The 18,004-nt window shown below is 64.0% G+C and carries 13 protein-coding genes and 1 tRNA gene; 10 read left to right on the forward strand and 4 right to left on the reverse strand.

Going from position 1 to position 18,004, the window contains the following annotated elements; all coding sequences use genetic code 11:
* Positions 1–130 precede the first annotated feature (130 nt).
* The 3 genes from ICI42_RS01220 to ICI42_RS01230 all read left to right on the forward strand — a co-directional run bounded on the left by ICI42_RS01220 (position 131) and on the right by ICI42_RS01230 (position 5,356).
* Positions 131–3,457 (forward strand): peptidoglycan-binding protein, encoded by a 3,327-nt coding sequence (locus tag ICI42_RS01220; RefSeq protein ID WP_188162721.1) that lies wholly within the window; start codon positions 131–133, stop codon positions 3,455–3,457.
* 142 nt (positions 3,458–3,599) lie between these two features.
* Positions 3,600–4,526, forward strand: a complete 927-nt coding sequence (locus ICI42_RS01225; protein ID WP_188162722.1) for a sulfite exporter TauE/SafE family protein — start codon at positions 3,600–3,602, stop codon at positions 4,524–4,526.
* Positions 4,526–5,356 (forward strand): TIGR02186 family protein, encoded by an 831-nt coding sequence (locus ICI42_RS01230; RefSeq protein ID WP_230980120.1) that lies wholly within the window; start codon positions 4,526–4,528, stop codon positions 5,354–5,356. The genes ICI42_RS01225 and ICI42_RS01230 overlap by 1 nt, the downstream gene beginning before the upstream one ends.
* Positions 5,357–5,360: 4 nt before the next feature.
* Here the strand turns inward: ICI42_RS01230 and pdeM are convergent, their stop codons facing one another.
* A complete protein-coding gene (pdeM, locus tag ICI42_RS01235) occupies positions 5,361–6,056 on the reverse strand; it encodes a ligase-associated DNA damage response endonuclease PdeM (protein ID WP_230980173.1) in 696 nt (231 codons plus the stop codon).
* A 17-nt stretch (positions 6,057–6,073) separates the two neighbouring features.
* Positions 6,074–8,545: a ligase-associated DNA damage response DEXH box helicase gene (locus tag ICI42_RS01240; protein WP_230980121.1), complete on the reverse strand. Its 2,472-nt coding sequence runs from the start codon at positions 8,543–8,545 to the stop codon at positions 6,074–6,076.
* Positions 8,546–8,800: 255 nt separating this feature from the next.
* On the opposite strand from ICI42_RS01240, the gene ICI42_RS01245 reads away from it, so the two are divergent.
* Both ICI42_RS01245 and ICI42_RS01250 read left to right on the forward strand, forming a co-directional pair.
* The gene (locus ICI42_RS01245) at positions 8,801–10,117 is read left to right on the forward strand and encodes a tlde1 domain-containing protein (protein ID WP_330999084.1); all 1,317 of its coding nucleotides are present in this window, start codon (positions 8,801–8,803) and stop codon (positions 10,115–10,117) included.
* Positions 10,118–10,142: 25 nt separating this feature from the next.
* On the forward strand, positions 10,143–10,319 hold the full coding sequence (locus ICI42_RS01250) for a hypothetical protein (protein ID WP_188162725.1): 177 nt from the start codon (positions 10,143–10,145) through the stop codon (positions 10,317–10,319).
* 3 nt (positions 10,320–10,322) lie between these two features.
* Here the strand turns inward: ICI42_RS01250 and ICI42_RS01255 are convergent, their stop codons facing one another.
* Complete coding sequence (locus ICI42_RS01255; RefSeq protein WP_188162726.1) at positions 10,323–11,237, reverse strand: class I SAM-dependent DNA methyltransferase; 915 nt, start codon at positions 11,235–11,237, stop codon at positions 10,323–10,325.
* Between the two features lie 100 nt (positions 11,238–11,337).
* On the opposite strand from ICI42_RS01255, the gene ICI42_RS01260 reads away from it, so the two are divergent.
* The gene (locus tag ICI42_RS01260; RefSeq protein WP_188162727.1) at positions 11,338–12,348 is read left to right on the forward strand and encodes a ligase-associated DNA damage response exonuclease; all 1,011 of its coding nucleotides are present in this window, start codon (positions 11,338–11,340) and stop codon (positions 12,346–12,348) included.
* Between the two features lie 37 nt (positions 12,349–12,385).
* On the forward strand, positions 12,386–13,984 hold the full coding sequence (locus tag ICI42_RS01265; RefSeq protein ID WP_188162728.1) for a cisplatin damage response ATP-dependent DNA ligase: 1,599 nt from the start codon (positions 12,386–12,388) through the stop codon (positions 13,982–13,984).
* A gap of 48 nt (positions 13,985–14,032) precedes the next feature.
* Here ICI42_RS01265 and ICI42_RS01270 read toward each other — a convergent pair whose 3' ends face one another.
* Positions 14,033–15,082, reverse strand: a complete 1,050-nt coding sequence (locus ICI42_RS01270; protein WP_188162729.1) for a hypothetical protein — start codon at positions 15,080–15,082, stop codon at positions 14,033–14,035.
* Positions 15,083–15,298: 216 nt separating this feature from the next.
* On the opposite strand from ICI42_RS01270, the gene ICI42_RS01275 reads away from it, so the two are divergent.
* The 3 genes from ICI42_RS01275 (at position 15,299) to ku (ending at position 17,815) form a co-directional block, all read left to right on the forward strand.
* On the forward strand, positions 15,299–16,252 hold the full coding sequence (locus tag ICI42_RS01275; protein ID WP_188162730.1) for an NAD(P)H-dependent flavin oxidoreductase: 954 nt from the start codon (positions 15,299–15,301) through the stop codon (positions 16,250–16,252).
* A gap of 173 nt (positions 16,253–16,425) precedes the next feature.
* Positions 16,426–16,501, forward strand: a tRNA-Thr gene (locus ICI42_RS01280).
* Positions 16,502–16,978: 477 nt separating this feature from the next.
* Positions 16,979–17,815, forward strand: coding sequence for a non-homologous end joining protein Ku (ku, locus tag ICI42_RS01285; protein ID WP_188162731.1), 837 nt, complete (start codon positions 16,979–16,981; stop codon positions 17,813–17,815).
* The last annotated feature ends 189 nt before the right edge of the window (positions 17,816–18,004 follow it).

Genomic DNA, 18,004 nt, shown 5'->3' on the forward strand with positions numbered 1-18,004 from the left:
TTTCAAGCGGCGGGCGCGAGCCCCGGAAACTCCAATTTCCACCAGGGTCATTCGCTTGACCGCCGCCGCCCAGACAAAAAAATGGAAGACGTCCGGCCACGGGCCGGTCAATCTGGGAGACGGGCGTTCGATGGACAACAAGAAATCCTATCTCGATTCCGTGAATGCCGGCCGCCCGCGCCGGGCCTACGCTTCGCCGGAGCAGCTCGACCGCTTGCTGGAAGCGACCGGAAAAAATCAGGCCGGCGAGGCCCAAACCCCGGCAGATTCCTACCAGATCATCGCGCGCGAAATCGAACGGCTTCGCGGACAGGAGGCCGGCCTGGTCTCCATCGGCAAGATCGCGGGCGAGTTGTCGGGCATGCGGGAAGAACTCAACACCCAGGTGCGCGCCGACCTCAGCCGCGAGTTCGAACAGCTGCGCCAAGACATCGAGACACGCTATGTGGTGAACGACCACGGCAAGGGCGCGCATGAACTCGCCACCGAGTTCGAACGGCTGTCCGCTTCGATCCGGACGCTCGCCGACAAGAGCGACGACCGCCACATCAACCTGCTGCGGCTGGAGCTGGAGCAGGTGCGCTCGATGCTGGAAGGCGTCGCCCGCGAGGAGAGCGTCAAGGCCCTGGACAAGCGGGTCGACCGGTTTGCCGAGAGCGGAATGCCGACCGTTTCGGGAGAGCCTGCGAGCATCACCAACCTTGTCGGCAAGCTTGAGCATATCCATGCCGCCGTCGGCGACCTTCCGCGCTCGGCTGCGCTGCAGTCGGTCGAGGAAAAGGTGAAGACGCTGGCAACGGCACTGGACGGCTTCGTGCGCCAGCAAGGCGCCCAGAACGAAGACACGCGCCAGCTCATCGCCGAAAGGCTCGACGAAATCTCCCGCGCCATCGCGGCGTCGTCAACCGCCGGCAACAAGCCTGGGATCAACGCCGACGCGATGCTGCGGCTGGAAACGCATATTCTGGCGCTCGCCGCGCAGATCGAGGACATGGTCAGAAACAACGGCGATACCGGCCTGGGCGAGCAGTTGGAAGCGCTTTCGGCACGGGTGGACGACATATCGGCGCGCGCCGACCTGCCGGCAGAAGCCTTCGAAAGACTCAGCCAGCAAATCGCCAGGGTTGCCGACCGCGTCGATACGCTTCCCGATGCAGAGCGGATGGAGGAGCGTCTGGCCGACATCGCCCAAAGGCTGGACAAGTCTTCGGCTGATATGGTCGAGCTCGATGCCGAACTGATCCGCAGCCTGGAAGTCCAGGTCGCGGAGCTCAACCAGCACCTGCTCAACCCCGGCGCCATGCTGCCGGATATGAGCGACTTCCGTCCGCGTCTCGAAGAGGTCGAGAAATCCGTCGCAACCCAGCATCAGGCGGTTCTGGAAGCGGCGCGTCAGGCGGCGGAACACGCTGTCGCATCTCTGTCCGCCTCGCAGAGCGATGCGGTGGCCGCCGCCGGGCTTGCCGATGATCTCAAGGCGCTTGAAGCGCTCACCCGCCGCTCCGAAGAGCGCAGCATCCGCACCTTCGAGGCTATCCAGCAGACGCTGATGAAAATCGCCGAACGGCTAGGCGCACTCGACGATACCGCTCCAAGCGTTGCCGAACCCGCTGTCGCCATCGCGCCCAAGCTGTCGGTAGAGCAAGCGCCTTCGATGGACATCACAGCCGAGCCGGAGCTGCTCGGCGCGACCGCGCCATCTCACGAAGCGCCTCAGGTGCCCGTGGCGGACGTCGAACCCGAGGCCGTCAAGCCGGCCAAGAGGTCAATGCTGGGCGGCTTCACGCTGGCTCTCAAGGGCAAGACCAAAGCCGAACCTGTCGGCCTGCCAGTGGAAGAAGTCGCGGCAACCGTCCACGAGGCGTCGATGGACGCACCGGAACAGGCCTTGTCGCCGGACGAGCCGCTCGACCCCAAACTAGCGAACATGCCGATGGAACCAGGCTCCGGCGCGCCGGACCTGAATGCCATCCTCAAGCGCATGCGCGACGAGCGCGAAAAGCTGTCCGCGCCGGGCGAGGCCGAAACCGCTCGCGCCGACATCATCGCCGCCGCGCGCCGCGCTGCACAGGTTGCCGCGACCGAAGCCGCAGCACTCGACGGCAGTTCGGAAAGCAAGGCGCCGATGAAGGCGCTTGGCGATCTGGTCAAGACACGCCGCAAGCCGATCCTGATGGCAGCAGGCGCCGTCATTCTCGCACTGGCGGCACTCCAGATCGGCGTGTCGATGAAGAAGGATGCCCTCACCGCCGCCGATGTGGCCACGCCTGCCGCCGTGGAGGAACCGCTGCAAACCGTTGCTCATCGGCCCAAGCCAGCAGAGGTTGCCCCACCCACCCGGACGCAGCCGACCGAGACCATCGACCAGCCACGGCACGACGAAGCCCAGAGCGAAAAGGCCGAGCGGGCTCAGCCCCAGGAGGCGGTCCCAACAGCGGCCGAACCAGAGCCGAAGCAGGAAGCGCCGGCATTGGCGGCGGCACCGGCAAAGCCCGTTGCCGCGCCTGCGGAGACAGCGCCCGCCATGCCGCAAGAGCAAACCTCTCCCGACATCACCGGCTCCATTCCGGCAGACTTGGACAGCCGGTTCGGCGAGGTGCCATCGGCGGCGCTGAAGCCGCAGCCCGTCGGCGCGCCCGCGCTGCAGGAGGCCGCGCAGAAGGACGATCCCAAGGCAATGTTCGAAGTGGGCGCCCTCTATGCCGAAGGCCGCGGCGTCAAGCAGGATCTGAAGGCCGCGGCCTATTTCTACGAGCAGGCGGCCAATCTCGGCCTCGCACCGGCGCAGTACCGCATCGGCAACATGTTCGAGAAGGGCGCTGGCGTCGACCGGGATCTGGCCAAGGCAAAGACCTGGTACCAGCTTGCCGCAGCGCAGGGCAACGCAAGCGCCATGCACAATCTGGCCGTACTCTTCGCCATGGGCGCGGACGGAACGCCCGACAACGACTCTGCCGGGCGCTGGTTTCAAGCCGCTGCGGAACTTGGCGTCAAGGACAGCCAGTTCAATCTCGGCATCCTGACCGCCAAGGGCGTCGGCATGCGGCGCGACCTCGAAGAATCCTACAAATGGTTCGCGCTGGTTGCCCTCGAAGGCGACCAAGATGCGGCGGCCAAGCGCGACGAGGTGGCAAAGTCGCTGACCCCAGAGCAGTTGGAACGCGCAAAGGCCACCACCGCGCTCTGGAAGCCTCGTCTGCTCGATCCCACAGCCAATGTGGTCGATGTACCGGTCACATGGCAGGACAAGGCTCCGGCATCATCGACCGACATGACCAAGGCGGTCGAGACCATCCAGGCCCTGCTCAACCAGCGCGGCTACGATGCGGGCAAGCCGGACGGCCGAATGGGCGAGAAGACGCGCACCGCCATCCGGGCCTTCCAGAAGGACAACGCCCTATCGGCCACCGGCACGGTCGACGAGCCTCTGGTAGAGGCGCTTCTCGCGCGGAATTGAATCTGACACCGTTAACCGGTTGAGATTGTTTTCGGCCTAGGATACGGCGAAGGTAGGCTTCGCCGCATTCTCGTCTCAACTGACGATTAGGCGACGGTGTCCTTTTCGACACGCAGCGCAGTCAGTAAGATCGGGCCGCAGGGTGGGAATTTATCTTCCGATCGCAGAAATGTCGGTCAACGTGTTCGTGCTTCTGGCGATGGGGGCGGCGGTCGGCTTTTTGTCCGGCATGTTCGGCGTCGGCGGCGGCTTCCTGATCACGCCACTCCTGATCTTCTACAACATCCCGCCCGCAATCGCGGTCGCCACCGGCGCCAACCAGGTCATCGCCTCGTCGTTTTCCGGCGCATTGGCGCATCTCAAGCGAAAGACCATCGATTTCAAGCTCGGCTCGATGCTGCTTGTCGGCGGCATCGTCGGCTCGACCGCCGGCGCCGTCGTCTTTGCGTTGTTGCGCCGCGTCGGCCAGCTCGACCTGTTCATTTCGCTGCTCTATGTCGGCCTGCTCGGCGCGGTGGGAGGACTGATGCTGATCGAAAGCGTCAACGCAATCCGCGCGTCGCGTTCGACCGCAGCCCCCACACTGAAGAAATCGGGCCAGCACAACTGGATCCACAGGCTGCCGTTCAAGATGCGGTTCCGCGCCTCGAAGCTCTTCGTCAGCGTCATTCCGGTGCTGGGCATCGGCGCCGGCATCGGCTTCCTCTCCGCCATCATGGGCGTTGGCGGCGGCTTCATCATGATTCCGGCGCTGATCTATCTTTTGAAGGTGCCGACGAATGTCGTCGTCGGCACCTCGCTGTTCCAGATCATCGTGGTTTCGGCCTACACCACCATGATCCATGCGACGACCAACCAGACGGTCGACATCTTCCTCGCCCTCGTCCTGATGGTCGGTGGCGTGGCCGGCGCTCAATATGGCGCCAAGGCGGGCCAGAAGCTGCGCGGCGAACAGTTGCGGGCGCTGCTGGCGCTGCTTGTTCTGGCTGTGGCGCTGCGGCTGGGCTTCGACCTGTTCGTGCGGCCGAACAGCCTCTACTCGCTCACCAGCCTGGGCGGGCTGATGTGATGCGGGCAGCGGTCCTCATGCTCGCGGCTTTGCTTTGCACGACGGCCGCTGTCGCGCAGGATGCACCGCCGCCGCAGCCCGTGCCGGGCGCCGAGGACGACAGGCAGCGCGCGCAGCAGATCCAGGAAGGCATTCAGATCGGCCTGTCGATGGACCGTATCTCCATCACGGCGGATTTTTCCGGCGCCCAGCTCACCATCTTCGGGGCCTTGGAAAACCCCGACTCGCTGTTGAGCCGGCAAGGCCGCTATGACGTCGTCGTGGTGCTGGAAGGGCCGACACGGCCCGTGGTGGTGCGCCGCAAGAGCCGCGTGCTCGGCATGTGGATCAACACCGAGTCCGAAACCTTCCTCAACGTGCCAATGTCTTACTCCATCGCCAGCACGCGCGCCTTCCAGGACATCACCGATCCCGGCAGCTACAGGCGCCTCTCTTTGGGGGCAGACAACATCCATTTGCAGCCGGCCGATGTGGACGACAATCCGGTGACGATCGAAGAGTTCACCGCCGCCCTGCGAGACCGCAAGAAGGCGGGCGGACTGTTCACCGACAATATCGGCGGCGTGCATTTTCTGTCGCAAAACCTCTTTCGCGCAACCTTGAGCCTCGCTCCCTCGGTCCCCGTCGGCACGCACAAAGCGCGCGCCTTCCTGTTCCGCCAGGGCGTGTTCATCAAAGAAGCCTCGACCCAGTTGGTCATCGTCAAGTCCGGTTTCGAGCAGGCGGTCTTCCGCTTCGCCAACAATCACAGCTTCGCCTATGGCGTCTTCGCCATCGGCCTCGCCATGCTGACGGGTTGGCTCGGCCGGATCGTCTTCAAGCGGGACTGACCGGTTACGCCCGCAACAGCGACCCGGCGATCGGATAGACGCGGGCCTGTCCCAGCATGTAGGCCATCAGCGCTTCGCGCCGGAACAGGCCGGCATAGGCCTTGTCGAGGACGTTGAGCGAGCCCGTGAAAGCCCCGAAGGCCGGCATGATCAGCCGCAGGCCGTCGCTGGCAAAGCAGCGGCGGCGCACCGAGCGGCCGCGCTGGACAATGCGGGCGCAGGGATGCAGGTGGCCGGCGATCTCGCCTTCGCCGCCCTTGCGGGCCGGCTCGTGGCGAAAGACAAGACCGGCAACGGCTAACTCGCGAACCGTTTCGCCCGGCAGATCGGCGGGCGCTTCGGGGTCGTGGTTGCCCGCGACCCAATACCAGTCGCGGCCTGCCATCATGGTTTCGAGCCCGGCACGAAAAATCTCATGCAGGCGCGCCGCGCCCTGCCCGTCGTGAAAACTGTCGCCCAGGCTGACGACGATGCGCGGGCGGTAATCGGCGATGACCGCTTCCAGCCGCTGCAGCGTCACCGCGGTGTCATAGGGCGGCAGCAGCGCACCGCGCCGGGCAAAGGACGAGCCTTTTTCCAAATGCAGGTCGGACACGGCGAGCAGGCCGAGATCGCGGAAATAAAGCGCACCACGCAGGTCACAGACAGCGCGCTGCCCGGCCACGACGATGGCGTCGGCCTGGCTCGAACCTGGTGACATATCGCGCGCTGCGACGTTCATTCCGGCCCCATTGCCTCTTCAATCAGATCAGCCGCTTCCGACAGCAGCGAATCGTTTGCCTCGCCATTGACCGACTCGCGGCCGATTTCCATCATCACCGGCACCGCCAGAGGCGAGATGTGATCGAGCGCCTTATGCATGATTCGACCGCGAATGCGCGAGAGCATCTCGGCCAGTCTCCTGACATCGAGCAGGCCCGAGCCCGCATCCGCCCGCGTCGCCCGCAGCAGGATATGGTCGGGCTCATGGCTGCGGAGTACGTCGTAAATGAGGTCGGCGGAGACCGTCACCTGCCGGCCGCTTTTCTCTTGGCCGGGATAGCGCTTTTCGATCAGCCCGGCGATCACGGCGCAGTTGCGGAAGGTGCGCTTCAGCAGCCAGCTGTCGTTGAGCCAGGCTTCGAGATCGTCGCCCAGCATATCCTCGTCGAACAGGTCGTCGAGCGAGGGCTTCTTCGCCTTGAACATCGCGCCCATGTCGCCCAGCGACCAGACGGCGAGAGAATAGTCCGTCGCCACGAAGCCGAGCGGACGGGCGCCGGACCGCTCCAGGCGGCGTGTCAGCAGCATGCCGAGCGTCTGGTGCGCCAGCCGCCCCTCGAATGGATAGGCCACCATGTAAAAGCGGCTGCCGCGCGGAAAGGTCTCTACCAGAAGCTGGTCCTTGGGCGGCAGCACGGACTTGTCCTGCTGGATGCGCAGCCAGTCCGACACCTGATCGGGCAGCGACGACCAGCGCGCCGGATCGGCCAGCATGCCGCGCACCTGTTCGGCGAGATAGGTCGACAGCGGGAACTTGCCCCCGGCATAGGAGGGCACCAGCACTTTGCTGCTGTTGCCGTTGGAGACATAGCATTCGTTCTCGCGAATGCCTTCGAAGCGCAGCACCTTGCCGGCGAAGATGAACATGTCGCCCTGGGTCAGGGTTTCGACAAAATGCTCCTCGATCTTGCCGAGAGGCGCACCGCCGCGCATCGCCCCGCCCTTGGCGCGGGTGTAGCGCACGTTCAGCGCCGGCGCTTCGACGATGGTGCCGACATTGAGACGGTATTGCTGGGCGACGCGCGGATGGGTGACGCGCCACTTGCCCTCCTTGGTCAGCTTGATGCGGGCATAGCGCTCATAGGTGCGCAGCGCGTAACCGCCGGTGGCGACGAAGGCTATGACGCGGTCGAAGCTGTCGCGGTCAAGCGCGGCATAGGGCGCCGCCGAGCGGATTTCGTTATACAGCTCGTCCGCATCGAACGGCGCGCCGCAGGCACAGCCCAGAACATGCTGGGCGAGCACATCGAGCGCGCCTTCGATAAGAGGCGGCGTATCCTGGGCGCCGACATAATTGGCCTCCAGCGCTGCCCGGCACTCCAGCACTTCGAACCGGTTGGCCGGCACGAGAATGGCGCGGCTGGGCTCGTCCATGCGGTGATTGGCGCGGCCGATGCGCTGGGCGAGCCGGCTCGCGCCCTTGGGCGCTCCGACATGGACGACGAGATCGACATCGCCCCAGTCGATGCCGAGATCGAGCGTCGAGGTGGCGACCACGGCGCGCAAGACATTGTCCGCCATGGCCTTCTCGACCCGTCGACGCTGGCCGACGTCGAGCGACCCGTGGTGCAGCGCTATCGGCAGCGTGTCCTCGTTGATCCGCCACAGCTCCTGGAACAGCAGCTCCGCCTGGCTGCGGGTGTTGACGAACAGCAGGGTCGTCTTGTGCTTCTTGATCGCCTCGTAGACGTCGCCGATGGCATAGCGCGCCGAATGCCCGGCCCACGGCACCCGCTCCTCGCTGTCCAGAATGGTGATGTCGGGCTTCGCACCGCCCTCGACGGTGATCAGGTCGGACATTTCTCTGGTTGGATTCTGCGACACCAGCCATTGCCGGAGTTCGTCGGGCTGAGCGACGGTGGCCGACAGGCCGATCGACTGCAGATCGGGCACATAGTGGCGCAACCGCGCCAGCCCGAGCGACAGCAGATGCCCGCGCTTGGAGGTGACCAGCGAGTGCAACTCGTCCAGCACGACATAGCGCAGATCTTCAAAGAACCGCCTGGCGTCCGACGAGGCGATCAGCAGCGCCAGTTGTTCGGGCGTGGTCAGCAGAATATCGGGCGGCACCAGCTTCTGGCGCTGCCGCTTGTGGGTCGGCGTATCGCCCGTCCGCGTCTCGATGCTGATCGGCAGCCCCATATCTTCCACGGGACGGCCGAGATTGCGCTCGATATCCACCGCAAGCGCCTTGAGCGGCGAAATATAGAGCGTGTGAATGCCGCGATGCGCCTCTCCGGGCTTGCGTTTGGGACGTGTCGCGAGGTCGGTCAGGCTGGGGAGGAAGCCCGCCAGGGTCTTGCCGGCGCCTGTCGGCGCGATGAGCAGAACCGACTTGCCCGCCTGAGTCCGGCTCAAAAGCTCGAGCTGATGCGCGCGCGGCGCCCAGCCGCGTTCGGCGAACCATTTGACGAACGGTTCGGGCAAAACGGCGGACGCGCCTTCGGACGGGGGTGGGCTCTGTCGGGTCAAGCCATAAGAACTAAAGCAGAACACCGGCTTCGCCAAGCGGGAAAAACGCCGCGAGCGAACAGCAGCTGTTTTCTGCAAAGCAAAATTTAACCATATTTGGCCATCCTTTCTCAATCAGTCGCTCAAGATGGGGACAAACCAGAAGTCACGCGGTTACGGTCGAATACGGAATTTGGACCGCTGCGGGATGACCGGCTTGGTACGTGTGTGGTGAGTTCAATCGTTCGTTCACAGTCTTTTGGGCGCCTGTTCCGCCCCTTGCTCATCACCGTCATCGGCACGGCTTTTGCCGGCTTGGTGGCCTGGACGATGGCGGGCATGGTCGCGACAAACAGTTCCGTCGTCTCCGGCAGCAGCCATTTCCTGCCCCAGCCGAACCTGTATCCGGCGAAGGTCGCGCAGATCCGCCCGACCGGGGCGCGCGCCACTGCGGGCAAGGCGGAACGGCTGGCGGCGCCGGTGGCAAAACCCGTCCTGGCCGCACGAACTGAGACACCTGCGCAAAAATCCGACCGCCATCTTCCGCTGAAGACGGCAAGCGCTGTCGGCGTGACGCGTTTCGACACCGTTGCAAAGCAGGCGGGACTGACACCGAAGAAACTTGCAGGCTTGTTCACCCGGCCGGATTCGGCCAAGCCGCAACAGCTTGCCGCGGCCGCTGTCGCGCCCATCCCGAACCGCTTCGCAGGCCAGCCGGTGCCCTCGACCGAACAGGCTCCGACCGTCCTGGCCTATGCGTCCGCCGCACCTGGCGGACCCGCCGGCGCTGCCTTGTCCACCTTGCTGGCGCCGTCGGAAGACGATCTCGTCGCATCGCAGGAACCCGACATCGGCCCGGATGAAAGCAGCGCATCGCTTCCGGTCTATGAAGACACCCCACCGGCAGGCCCCCTGCCTGCGCTTCGCCCGCGCGCTGAGCCAGCAAGCCCAGCTGCGGCGCCAAAGGCCGAGATCGGGCAGCCCGAACAGACGGAGCAGCCAAAAGCCGTCGAGCGCCAGCCGGTGAAGCCGAAAGTGCTGACCTATGCCAAGCCGAGCGATCCCACGGAGAAGAAGGCCGGCGGCGGGTTCGGGCGCGCGCTGCAGAACCTGTTCGGCGGCGGAGCCCGGGCCGGCAACGGCGTGGCCGTCTACGACATCAGCGCGGCGAAGGTCTATATGCCGGACGGCAGCGTGCTCGAGGCCCATTCCGGCATTGGCCACATGGCCGACAACCCGAAATATGCCCATGTGAAGATGAACGGCCCGACACCGCCGCACACCTACAATCTCAGGATGCGGGAAAGCCGCTTCCACGGCGTCGAGGCAATCCGCATGCTGCCCGTCGACGGCAAGAACAAGTTCGGCCGCGACGGCTTCCTGACCCACAGCTATCTTTTGCGCGGCGGACGCGCGGAATCGCATGGTTGCGTCGCGTTCAAGGATTACAAGCGCTTCCTCACTGCCTTCAAGCAGGGCAAGGTCAAGCAGATCATCGTCGTGCCGAGCGGCGGGCGGGAAAGCTTCCGCGTCGCCTCGAACGGTTGAGCCGCAAATAGCGCAGGACATCGCGATGAGCGACGGGACCGATCTCGAAAGCCGTATCGCCGACCTCGAACGCATGGTCACTGAGCTCCGGCGAACCGTTTTGCGGCTCGAAGCCAAGCTTGACGGAGCGGAGCCCGACGCAAAACCGCCGCTGCGCTCACGCGGCATGCTCGGCAGCCCGCAGACGACGAAACGGTCGTAGAGTTCAGCGCTTTTCCGCCACGACGATCAGCCCGGTGACCGGCTCGCCGCGGTCCTGGCGGATCGTCGCCTCGGTGAACGACCGCCGCGAAAAGCCGTTCTCCGACAGCAGCCGCTCAATATAGACAGGGCCGTGCGCATAGCGGCGCGAGGGTTGCAGCGCATAGTCGCCCTCGATAGCCAGTTTCTCGACCGAAAAGGCGAACAGACCGGCCGGCGCAACGCTCTTGGCGATCACAGCAACGATCCTGTCGAGCGCGCCGAGATACATGAACACATCCGCCGCCGTCACCAGTTCGGCCTTGTCGACCAGCGCCTCGAAGGTCTGCAGATCGGCCTTCTCCAGCCTGTCATAGACGTTTTTCCCGCGCGCCTTGCGCAGCATCTCGGCGGAGATGTCATAGCCGTCGAGGCGATCCACGACCGGCCGCAGCCGCTCGCCCATCAGACCCGTCCCGCAGCCAAGATCGACGGCATGCGCGAAACGCCTCTGGTCGGCGGCGCGAATAGCGTCGAACAGCAGTTCCGGCACGCGGTAGTCCAGCGTTTCGACCAAAGCGTGGTCGAATTTTCCCGCATACTGGTCGAACAGAGTTTCGACGAAGGCGCTGGGCGGCGCTTCAGGGCCGGGAGTTGCCCCAGCCAGCGCCAGCTTGAGCGCAGCACCCGCATGGTCCGCCGGATCGAGCCTTTGCGCCATGCGCCAGGCTTCTGTCGCTTGCTTAAGCGCGCCGGCGGCTTCCTGGAATTCGCCGAGCCGGAACCAGCCCATCGCCCAGTCGGGCGCGATTTCCAGCGCCCCAAGCATCAGTTCGGCGGCGGCCGCATGATCTTCGGAGGCAAACAGCATTTCGGCATAGTCCGCGCGCCGGTCGGCAAGCAGGTCACCGGACGATGTCTCAAACGGTTTGCCTGCCATGGGGCTCTCGCTGGGAAGGATGATGGCGGGCTATAGGCGGAGTCAGGAGTGCAGCGCAAGGCATCTTCCCCAAGCCGCGCAGAAACCTATCTAGAGGATCATGCGCGCCCGCGACCTGCTTCATCCCCGCCCCGAAGGCCTTTATTGCCCGCCCGGCGATTTCTACATCGATCCGGTGCGGCCCGTGGGGCGCGCTTTGATCACCCATGGCCATTCCGACCATGCCCGCTCAGGGCATGCCCATGTGCTGGCTACGCGACAGACCCTCGACATCATGGCGCTGCGTTATGGCGAGGATTTCGCTGGTACGACGCAGACGGCTGTGATCGGCGAAATCATCGACATCGGCGGGGTGAAGGTCAGCTTCCACCCGGCAGGCCATGTGCTGGGTTCGGCGCAGATCGCCGTCGAGCATGGCGGCGTGCGCATCGTTGCCTCTGGCGACTACAAGCGCCGGGCCGATCCCACCTGCGCCTCTTTCGAAACGATACAATGTGATGTGTTCATCACCGAAGCCACCTTCGGCCTGCCGGTGTTCCGACATCCCGATGCGGGCCACGAGGTCGAGAAACTGATGAAGTCAGCCCAACAGTTTCCCGAGCGCGCGCATCTCGTCGGCGCCTATGCTCTGGGCAAGGCGCAGCGGGTGATGCGGCTTCTGCGCGACAATGGCTATGACCGGCCGATCTACATCCACGGCGCGCTGGTCAAGCTCAGCGACTACTACCAGAACCAGGGCATTGCGCTGGGCGAACTGCTGCCCGCCACCGTCGACCGCAGCGGCAAGGAGAACTTCGCCGGGGCCATCGTCGTCGGCCCACCATCGGCCTTCGCCGACCGCTGGGCGCGGCGCTTTCCCGATCCGGTCTCGGCCTTCGCCTCGGGCTGGATGCGCATCCGCCAACGCGCCAAGCAGCGTGGCGTGGAACTGCCGCTGATCATCTCCGACCATTCCGACTGGGACGAATTGACCGAGACCATCACCGAGACCGGGGCGTCGGAGGTCTGGGTCACGCATGGCCGCGAGGAAGCGCTGGTGCGCTGGTGCGAGTTGCAAGGCATCGCCGCGCGGCCGCTGCATCTCGTCGGCTACGAGGACGAGGGAGATTGATGGTGGCTTTGATCAACACTACCACCCGCTGGCCATCATGAACCGCTTCGCTGAACTCCTCGACCGGCTGGTGCTGACGCCGTCGCGCAACGGCAAGCTGAAGCTGATGGTCGATTATTTCCGCGCTGTCGAAGACCCCGACCGAGGCTTGGCGCTCGCGGCCATCACCGGCGATCTGAACATCGCAGCCGTCAAGCCCGCCATGCTGCGGCAGCTGGTTTCGGAACGCATGGACCCGGTGCTGTTCGGCTATTCCTACGATTATGTCGGCGACCTCGCGGAAACCGTTTCGCTGGTCTGGCCTGACGCTCCCGAACGCAGGCCGAACCGGCCGCCGACGCTCGCCGACGTGGTCGCTCTGCTGCAGTCCGCCAGCCGCTCGGACGGTCCGAAAGTGCTTGCCGGGCTGCTCGATTCCGCCGGCATCGAGGCGCGCTATGCCATCATCAAGCTGGTCACCGGCGGGCTGCGCATCGGCGTGTCGGCGCGTCTCGCCAAGCAGGCGCTGGCCGATTTCGGCGATGTCGATGTCGCCGAGATCGAAGAACTCTGGCACGGCCTGGCGCCACCCTATCTGGAGCTGTTCGCCTGGCTGGAGGGCTCGGCGCCAAAGCCTGAAAAGGCCGCCAAAGCCCTGTTCCGGCCGGTCATGCTGTCCACGCCCGTCGGCGACACCAATCTCGACAAGCTCGACCCCGCCGACTACGCGGCCGAATGGAAATGGGACGGCATCCGGGTACAGGCGACCTGCGAGGCCGGCGTCAAGCGGCTTTATTCGCGCACCGGAGACGACGTGTCCGGCGCCTTTCCCGATCTTGTGGACGCGATGGATTTCGACGCCTCCATCGACGGCGAGCTTCTCGTCGGCGATCCGCGCGAAGCCACCGGCACGTTTTCCGACCTGCAGCAGCGCCTCAACCGCAAGACGGTCTCGGCCAAGATGCAGGCCAAATACCCTGCCTTCATCCGCTGCTACGACCTTCTGCACATTGGCGCTGAGGATCTGCGCGCCCTGCCCTTTGCCGAACGCCGGCAACGGCTGGAAGCCTTCGTCGCAACGCTCGATCCATCGCGCTTCGACCTGTCTCCGCTGGTGAGCTTTGCCGACTGGGACGAACTCGAAGCGCTGCGCAAGGCGCCGCCGCACCCAATCATCGAAGGCGTGATGCTGAAACGGCTGGATTCGCCCTATCTCGCCGGGCGCCCGAAAGGTCCGTGGTTCAAGTGGAAGCGCGATCCGCACACGGTCGATGCAGTGCTGATGTACGCCCAGCGCGGCCATGGCAAGCGCTCGAGCTTCTATTCCGACTACACCTTTGGCGTCTGGACCGGCGCGGAGGGCGCGGAAGAGCTGGTGCCGGTGGGCAAGGCCTATTTCGGCTTCACCGACGAGGAACTGCGCCAGATCGACAAATATGTCCGCGACAACACCATCGAACGCTTTGGCCCGGTGCGCTCGGTGCGTGCCGACCGGACGACCGGGCTGGTTCTGGAAATCGCCTTCGAAGGCCTCGCCCGCTCGACGCGGCACAAATCAGGCGTTGCGATGCGGTTTCCGCGCATCTCGCGCCTGCGCTGGGACAAGCCATCGGCGGAGGCCGACCGCATCGAGACGCTGGAAGCGATGCTGGATTGAGCCGCGGAAAGGCCGCGACCGGTTCAGGCCGGCCGGCCAGCCTGAACTTTATTCCGAGACCGAGACCCTGATCTCGTAGATATCCACCGCCCTACCTTTGCGCTCGAAATCGGAGTTGATGGCGATGGTGCCGCCGGCGCCGGGGCGTTCGTTGGGCATATCCACTTCGAACAGATATTCGTTGCGCTCGTAATTGACCTCATAGCGCTTGCGTCCGCAGTCGCCCAATTCGCCGAAATTGCAGTCGATCGAGATCTGCGTGGCGCCGCCTCCTTCCGCGCGGGCGATGATGTCGAACAGCGCCGTCTTGCCGGCGATCTGTTCCAGAACGCCCTGGCCGATGTCGAAGATCACGGCCGAACCCGATGCGCCGGACCCGATGCGCATATAGGCGCCGCTTTCATCCTGCATGGCTTCGGCCGTGGTCTGCGAAGGCGCCGTCACGGTGGTCGGGTCGCTCGGGGTGAAGACGGTGATCCAGTTGCGGTTGGCGACCTCGCCGGCCGAGAGCGGCGGCGGCGTGTTGCCCTCCTCGGGATCGTAGTCCTCCGCTTCCGTGTTCGGCTGGGTACGGACCGCTGTGTCGCGCTCGGCGGCAGTCAGGAACAGGCCGGTATTGTAGGCCCACAGGCCGGCCATGACGACAATCGCCAGCACCGTGACCGCTATGAACGCCCAGATGAACGGCCTTTTGCGGCGGCGCGGCTTGCCGCGATAGTCAGGCTCGGCCGCAAGGCCGGGCGACGCGGCTTCAAGAGCGGGCCCTTCCGGCATGATGTCGGGCACGGCGGGCAGCACGCGGGCATGAGACTCCTCGTCATGCTCGAAGGATGGCTCCGCCCGTCCGCCGCGCGGCTCGGCCCGCGGCGATGCGACTTCCGGAGCCGGTTTGGGCAGGTGCTCGGCCTCGATCTCGGCGATCTTTGTCTGCAGCGCCTTGCGCCGCTTGATCGCCGTTTCGACGGTCAATTCCGGATTGGCCTTGAGGGAGCGGTCGAGGGCAGCGAAAACCGACCGGTAAACCTTCTCGCGAAAGGCCGGATCCTTGGCATCGCCCTTTTCGAGCGCATTCCGGATCGCTTTTTCGATCGGGTCCAATCGTTGTCCTCACAGCCGCCAGTCCAGCCGAATCGTTATCCGTCCAGCGACAATCAATCAACGCCGCACCCGCGATATGCTCGCGTTTTTGTTTGCCTTTTTTCTCCTGCGCAACATATGCGCCACGTCCACCCGAGCAAGCGTTGCCCAATGGCGTCCGCGCTGTTAAGAAATCTGACGTTTACGCAAACGTAATAGGACCGGGAGGGACTCGACTTGGCGCTGCCTGACATTCTCAAGAAAAATCTTCGCCTGCCGGTCGTGGCCTCGCCGCTGTTCATCATTTCGCATCCGCCCATGGTGCTGGCGCAGTGCAAGGCCGGCGTCGTCGGATCGTTTCCCGCGCTCAATGCGCGCCCCGAGGCGCAGCTCGACGACTGGCTGGCGGAGGTGACCGAAACCCTGGCGGCGCATGACGCGAGCAACCCGGACCGCGCCGCCGCTCCCTTCGCCGTCAACCAGATCGTTCACAAATCCAACACCCGCCTGCAACACGATCTCGGGTTGTGCGTGAAATACAAGGTGCCGATCGTGATCTCCTCCCTGGGCGCGGTCGAGGAGGTCAACCAGGCCATCCATTCCTATGGCGGCATCGTGCTGCACGACATCATCCACGACCGGCATGCACGCAAGGCTATCGACAAGGGTGCGGACGGGCTGATCGCGGTGGCAGCCGGAGCCGGCGGCCACGCAGGCACTTTGTCGCCCTTCGCCCTGGTCCAGGAAATCCGGCAATGGTTCGACGGGCCGCTGCTCTTGTCCGGCGCCATCGCGAATGGCGGAGCGGTGCTGGCGGCGCAGGCCATGGGTGCCGATCTCGCCTATATCGGCTCCCCCTTCATCGCGACAGAGGAAGCCCGCGCGTCGGACGCCTACAAGCAGATGATCGTGGAGTCCAAGGCCGCCGACATCGTCTATTCCAATCTGTTCACCGGCGTTCACGGCAATTACCTCAAAGGTTCGATCCGCAATTCCGGCATGGACCCCGAGCACCTGCCGGAAGCCGATCCCAGCAAGATGAATTTCCACGACGACGGCGCCAAGGTCTGGAAGGACATATGGGGCAGCGGCCAGGGCATTGGCGCGGTCGACAAGGTCGTACCCGTCGCCGAGCTGGTCGACAGGCTCGACCGCGAATACCAGGCCGCCCGCGCACGCCTGGCGCTCTGAAGGGGGCCGGCTCACCGTCGAACTGCGTGCCGCCGCAGCTTCGAGGCCCAGAGGAGGCCGACGCCCAACCGTCAAAAACAGCCGCATTATGCCGATAAAGGCAGCTTGAAATCGCAACGCAATGCGGTTATCTAGCCGCACATCGCTCGCGCCGCCAGGTGCGAAGCCTGGAAGCCGCTTTAGCTCAGTTGGTAGAGCACATCATTCGTAATGATGGGGTCAGGTGTTCGAGTCACCTAAGCGGCACCACATCTTTCTCTCCTGACAACTTGTTCGTCTGTAAACGCGCTGAGCTGGTCGACGTTCTAGCTAAAGTCTTGGCAACGGAGCTAGCAAAGCAACTCACCAAGAACGTCAACACCGTTACGCGATGTGATGGAAACTGTCACAGCTTTGGCCGTTTTGTGTCCGATGAGAACAGCGAAAGGAGCACCTCTCTCATGACAGTCAAGCTTTTCTGGACCGCTTACAGCGCCCTTGTTCTCTCCATGGCAGCTCTGTCGAGCATGTACGCCATCGGCTATTTCTGATCGCAGGCTTTTGCTCTGCGGTTCTTCCCGTCTCATAGACTCGACGCCGTGCATCCCGCTGCGATGGCAGCGTTGCATGTGACGTACTTAAGCCCGAAAGCGGCGGACTTTGTAGGACCCCTCTCCCTGATGCCCGAGTGGAGCAGGAACTTCCTGCCCCTCTGTTCATTTCCCTTCGTCAACCCGGAGACAGGATATGGCAGGGGCACCACGCGCGGCTTGGAAAGGTTTTCTCAAGGTCGGATCGGTCAATTGCGCGGTCAAGCTGATCGGCGCCACGAGCGATTCGGAGAAAATTCATTTTCGGATACTGAACCGCAAAACCAAGCAGCCCGTGCGCAGCGCCTATGTCGACGAGGGCACGCAAGACATTGTCGAAACCGACGATCAGGTGAAAGGCTATGAGCTCAGCAAGGACAAATTCCTGCTGATCGAGCCCGACGAGATCAAGGCGCTGAAACCGAGTTCGGAGCACACGCTGGACATCGACGCATTCGTGCCGGCGAAAGACATCGACCAGCGTTTTCTCGACAAGCCGTATTATCTGGTGCCGGCGGACAAGGTGGCGGCGGAGAGCTTTGCCTTGTTGCGTGAGGCGATGAGCACCCGAAACGTCGCCGCGCGATCCTGCATCGTGCTGTATCAGCGAGGCCGTGAAGTGGTCATCCAGCCGCATGGCGACGGCATGCTGATGACGACGTTGCGGCCCTACAATCAAATGCTGGCCGAAAAATCGGCCTTCGAAGGACTGAAGGCGACCAAGCCGGATGCTGAAATGGTCGAATTCGCCTCGCTGCTGATCGACAAGAAGAAGGGGACATTCGACCCGTCGGCTTTCGAGGACACCTATGAGAATGCGCTGATTGCGATGATCCGCGCCAAGCAGCAGGGCAAATCAGCGCCGAAATCCGCACCCGCGCCCAAGGAAAACGTCGTCAACCTCGCCGAAATTCTCAGAAAAAGCCTCAAGCAGGAAGGCATTGCCTCGGCGAAAAAGCCGGCTGGCAAAAAGAAGCAGAGCAAAGCCGCCTAAATTCAACAAACGGCTCGGTCGGTTTTCCCACCGTCGGGCAAGGCCTGCTGACCATAGAAGCTGTGCAAGGGAGGCTATAATCGGCGCTGCGAACGGTGTGCGCACCCGAATGCGCCAAAACCGCTGTCAAATCGAACTCGGTGGTTCAGCCACAAAAAACCCGGCATAAAGCCGGGTTTTTGCTGGACT

Source organism: Oryzicola mucosus, assembly GCF_014534685.1.
Taxonomy (GTDB): domain Bacteria; phylum Pseudomonadota; class Alphaproteobacteria; order Rhizobiales; family Rhizobiaceae; genus Oryzicola; species Oryzicola mucosus.

What these genes read in the sequence shown, in the direction of transcription:
- ICI42_RS01250 (WP_188162725.1), top strand. Translation starts at nt 10,143, where the DNA reads ATGAGCGACGGGACCGATCTCGAAAGCCGTATCGCCGACCTCGAACGC.
- ku (WP_188162731.1), top strand. Translation starts at nt 16,979, where the DNA reads ATGGCAGGGGCACCACGCGCGGCTTGGAAAGGTTTTCTCAAGGTCGGA.
- ICI42_RS01255 (WP_188162726.1), bottom strand. Translation starts at nt 11,237, where the DNA reads ATGGCAGGCAAACCGTTTGAGACATCGTCCGGTGACCTGCTTGCCGAC.
- ICI42_RS01260 (WP_188162727.1), top strand. Translation starts at nt 11,338, where the DNA reads ATGCGCGCCCGCGACCTGCTTCATCCCCGCCCCGAAGGCCTTTATTGC.
- ICI42_RS01220 (WP_188162721.1), top strand. Translation starts at nt 131, where the DNA reads ATGGACAACAAGAAATCCTATCTCGATTCCGTGAATGCCGGCCGCCCG.
- ICI42_RS01265 (WP_188162728.1), top strand. Translation starts at nt 12,386, where the DNA reads ATGAACCGCTTCGCTGAACTCCTCGACCGGCTGGTGCTGACGCCGTCG.
- ICI42_RS01230 (WP_230980120.1), top strand. Translation starts at nt 4,526, where the DNA reads ATGCGGGCAGCGGTCCTCATGCTCGCGGCTTTGCTTTGCACGACGGCC.
- pdeM (WP_230980173.1), bottom strand. Translation starts at nt 6,056, where the DNA reads ATGTCACCAGGTTCGAGCCAGGCCGACGCCATCGTCGTGGCCGGGCAG.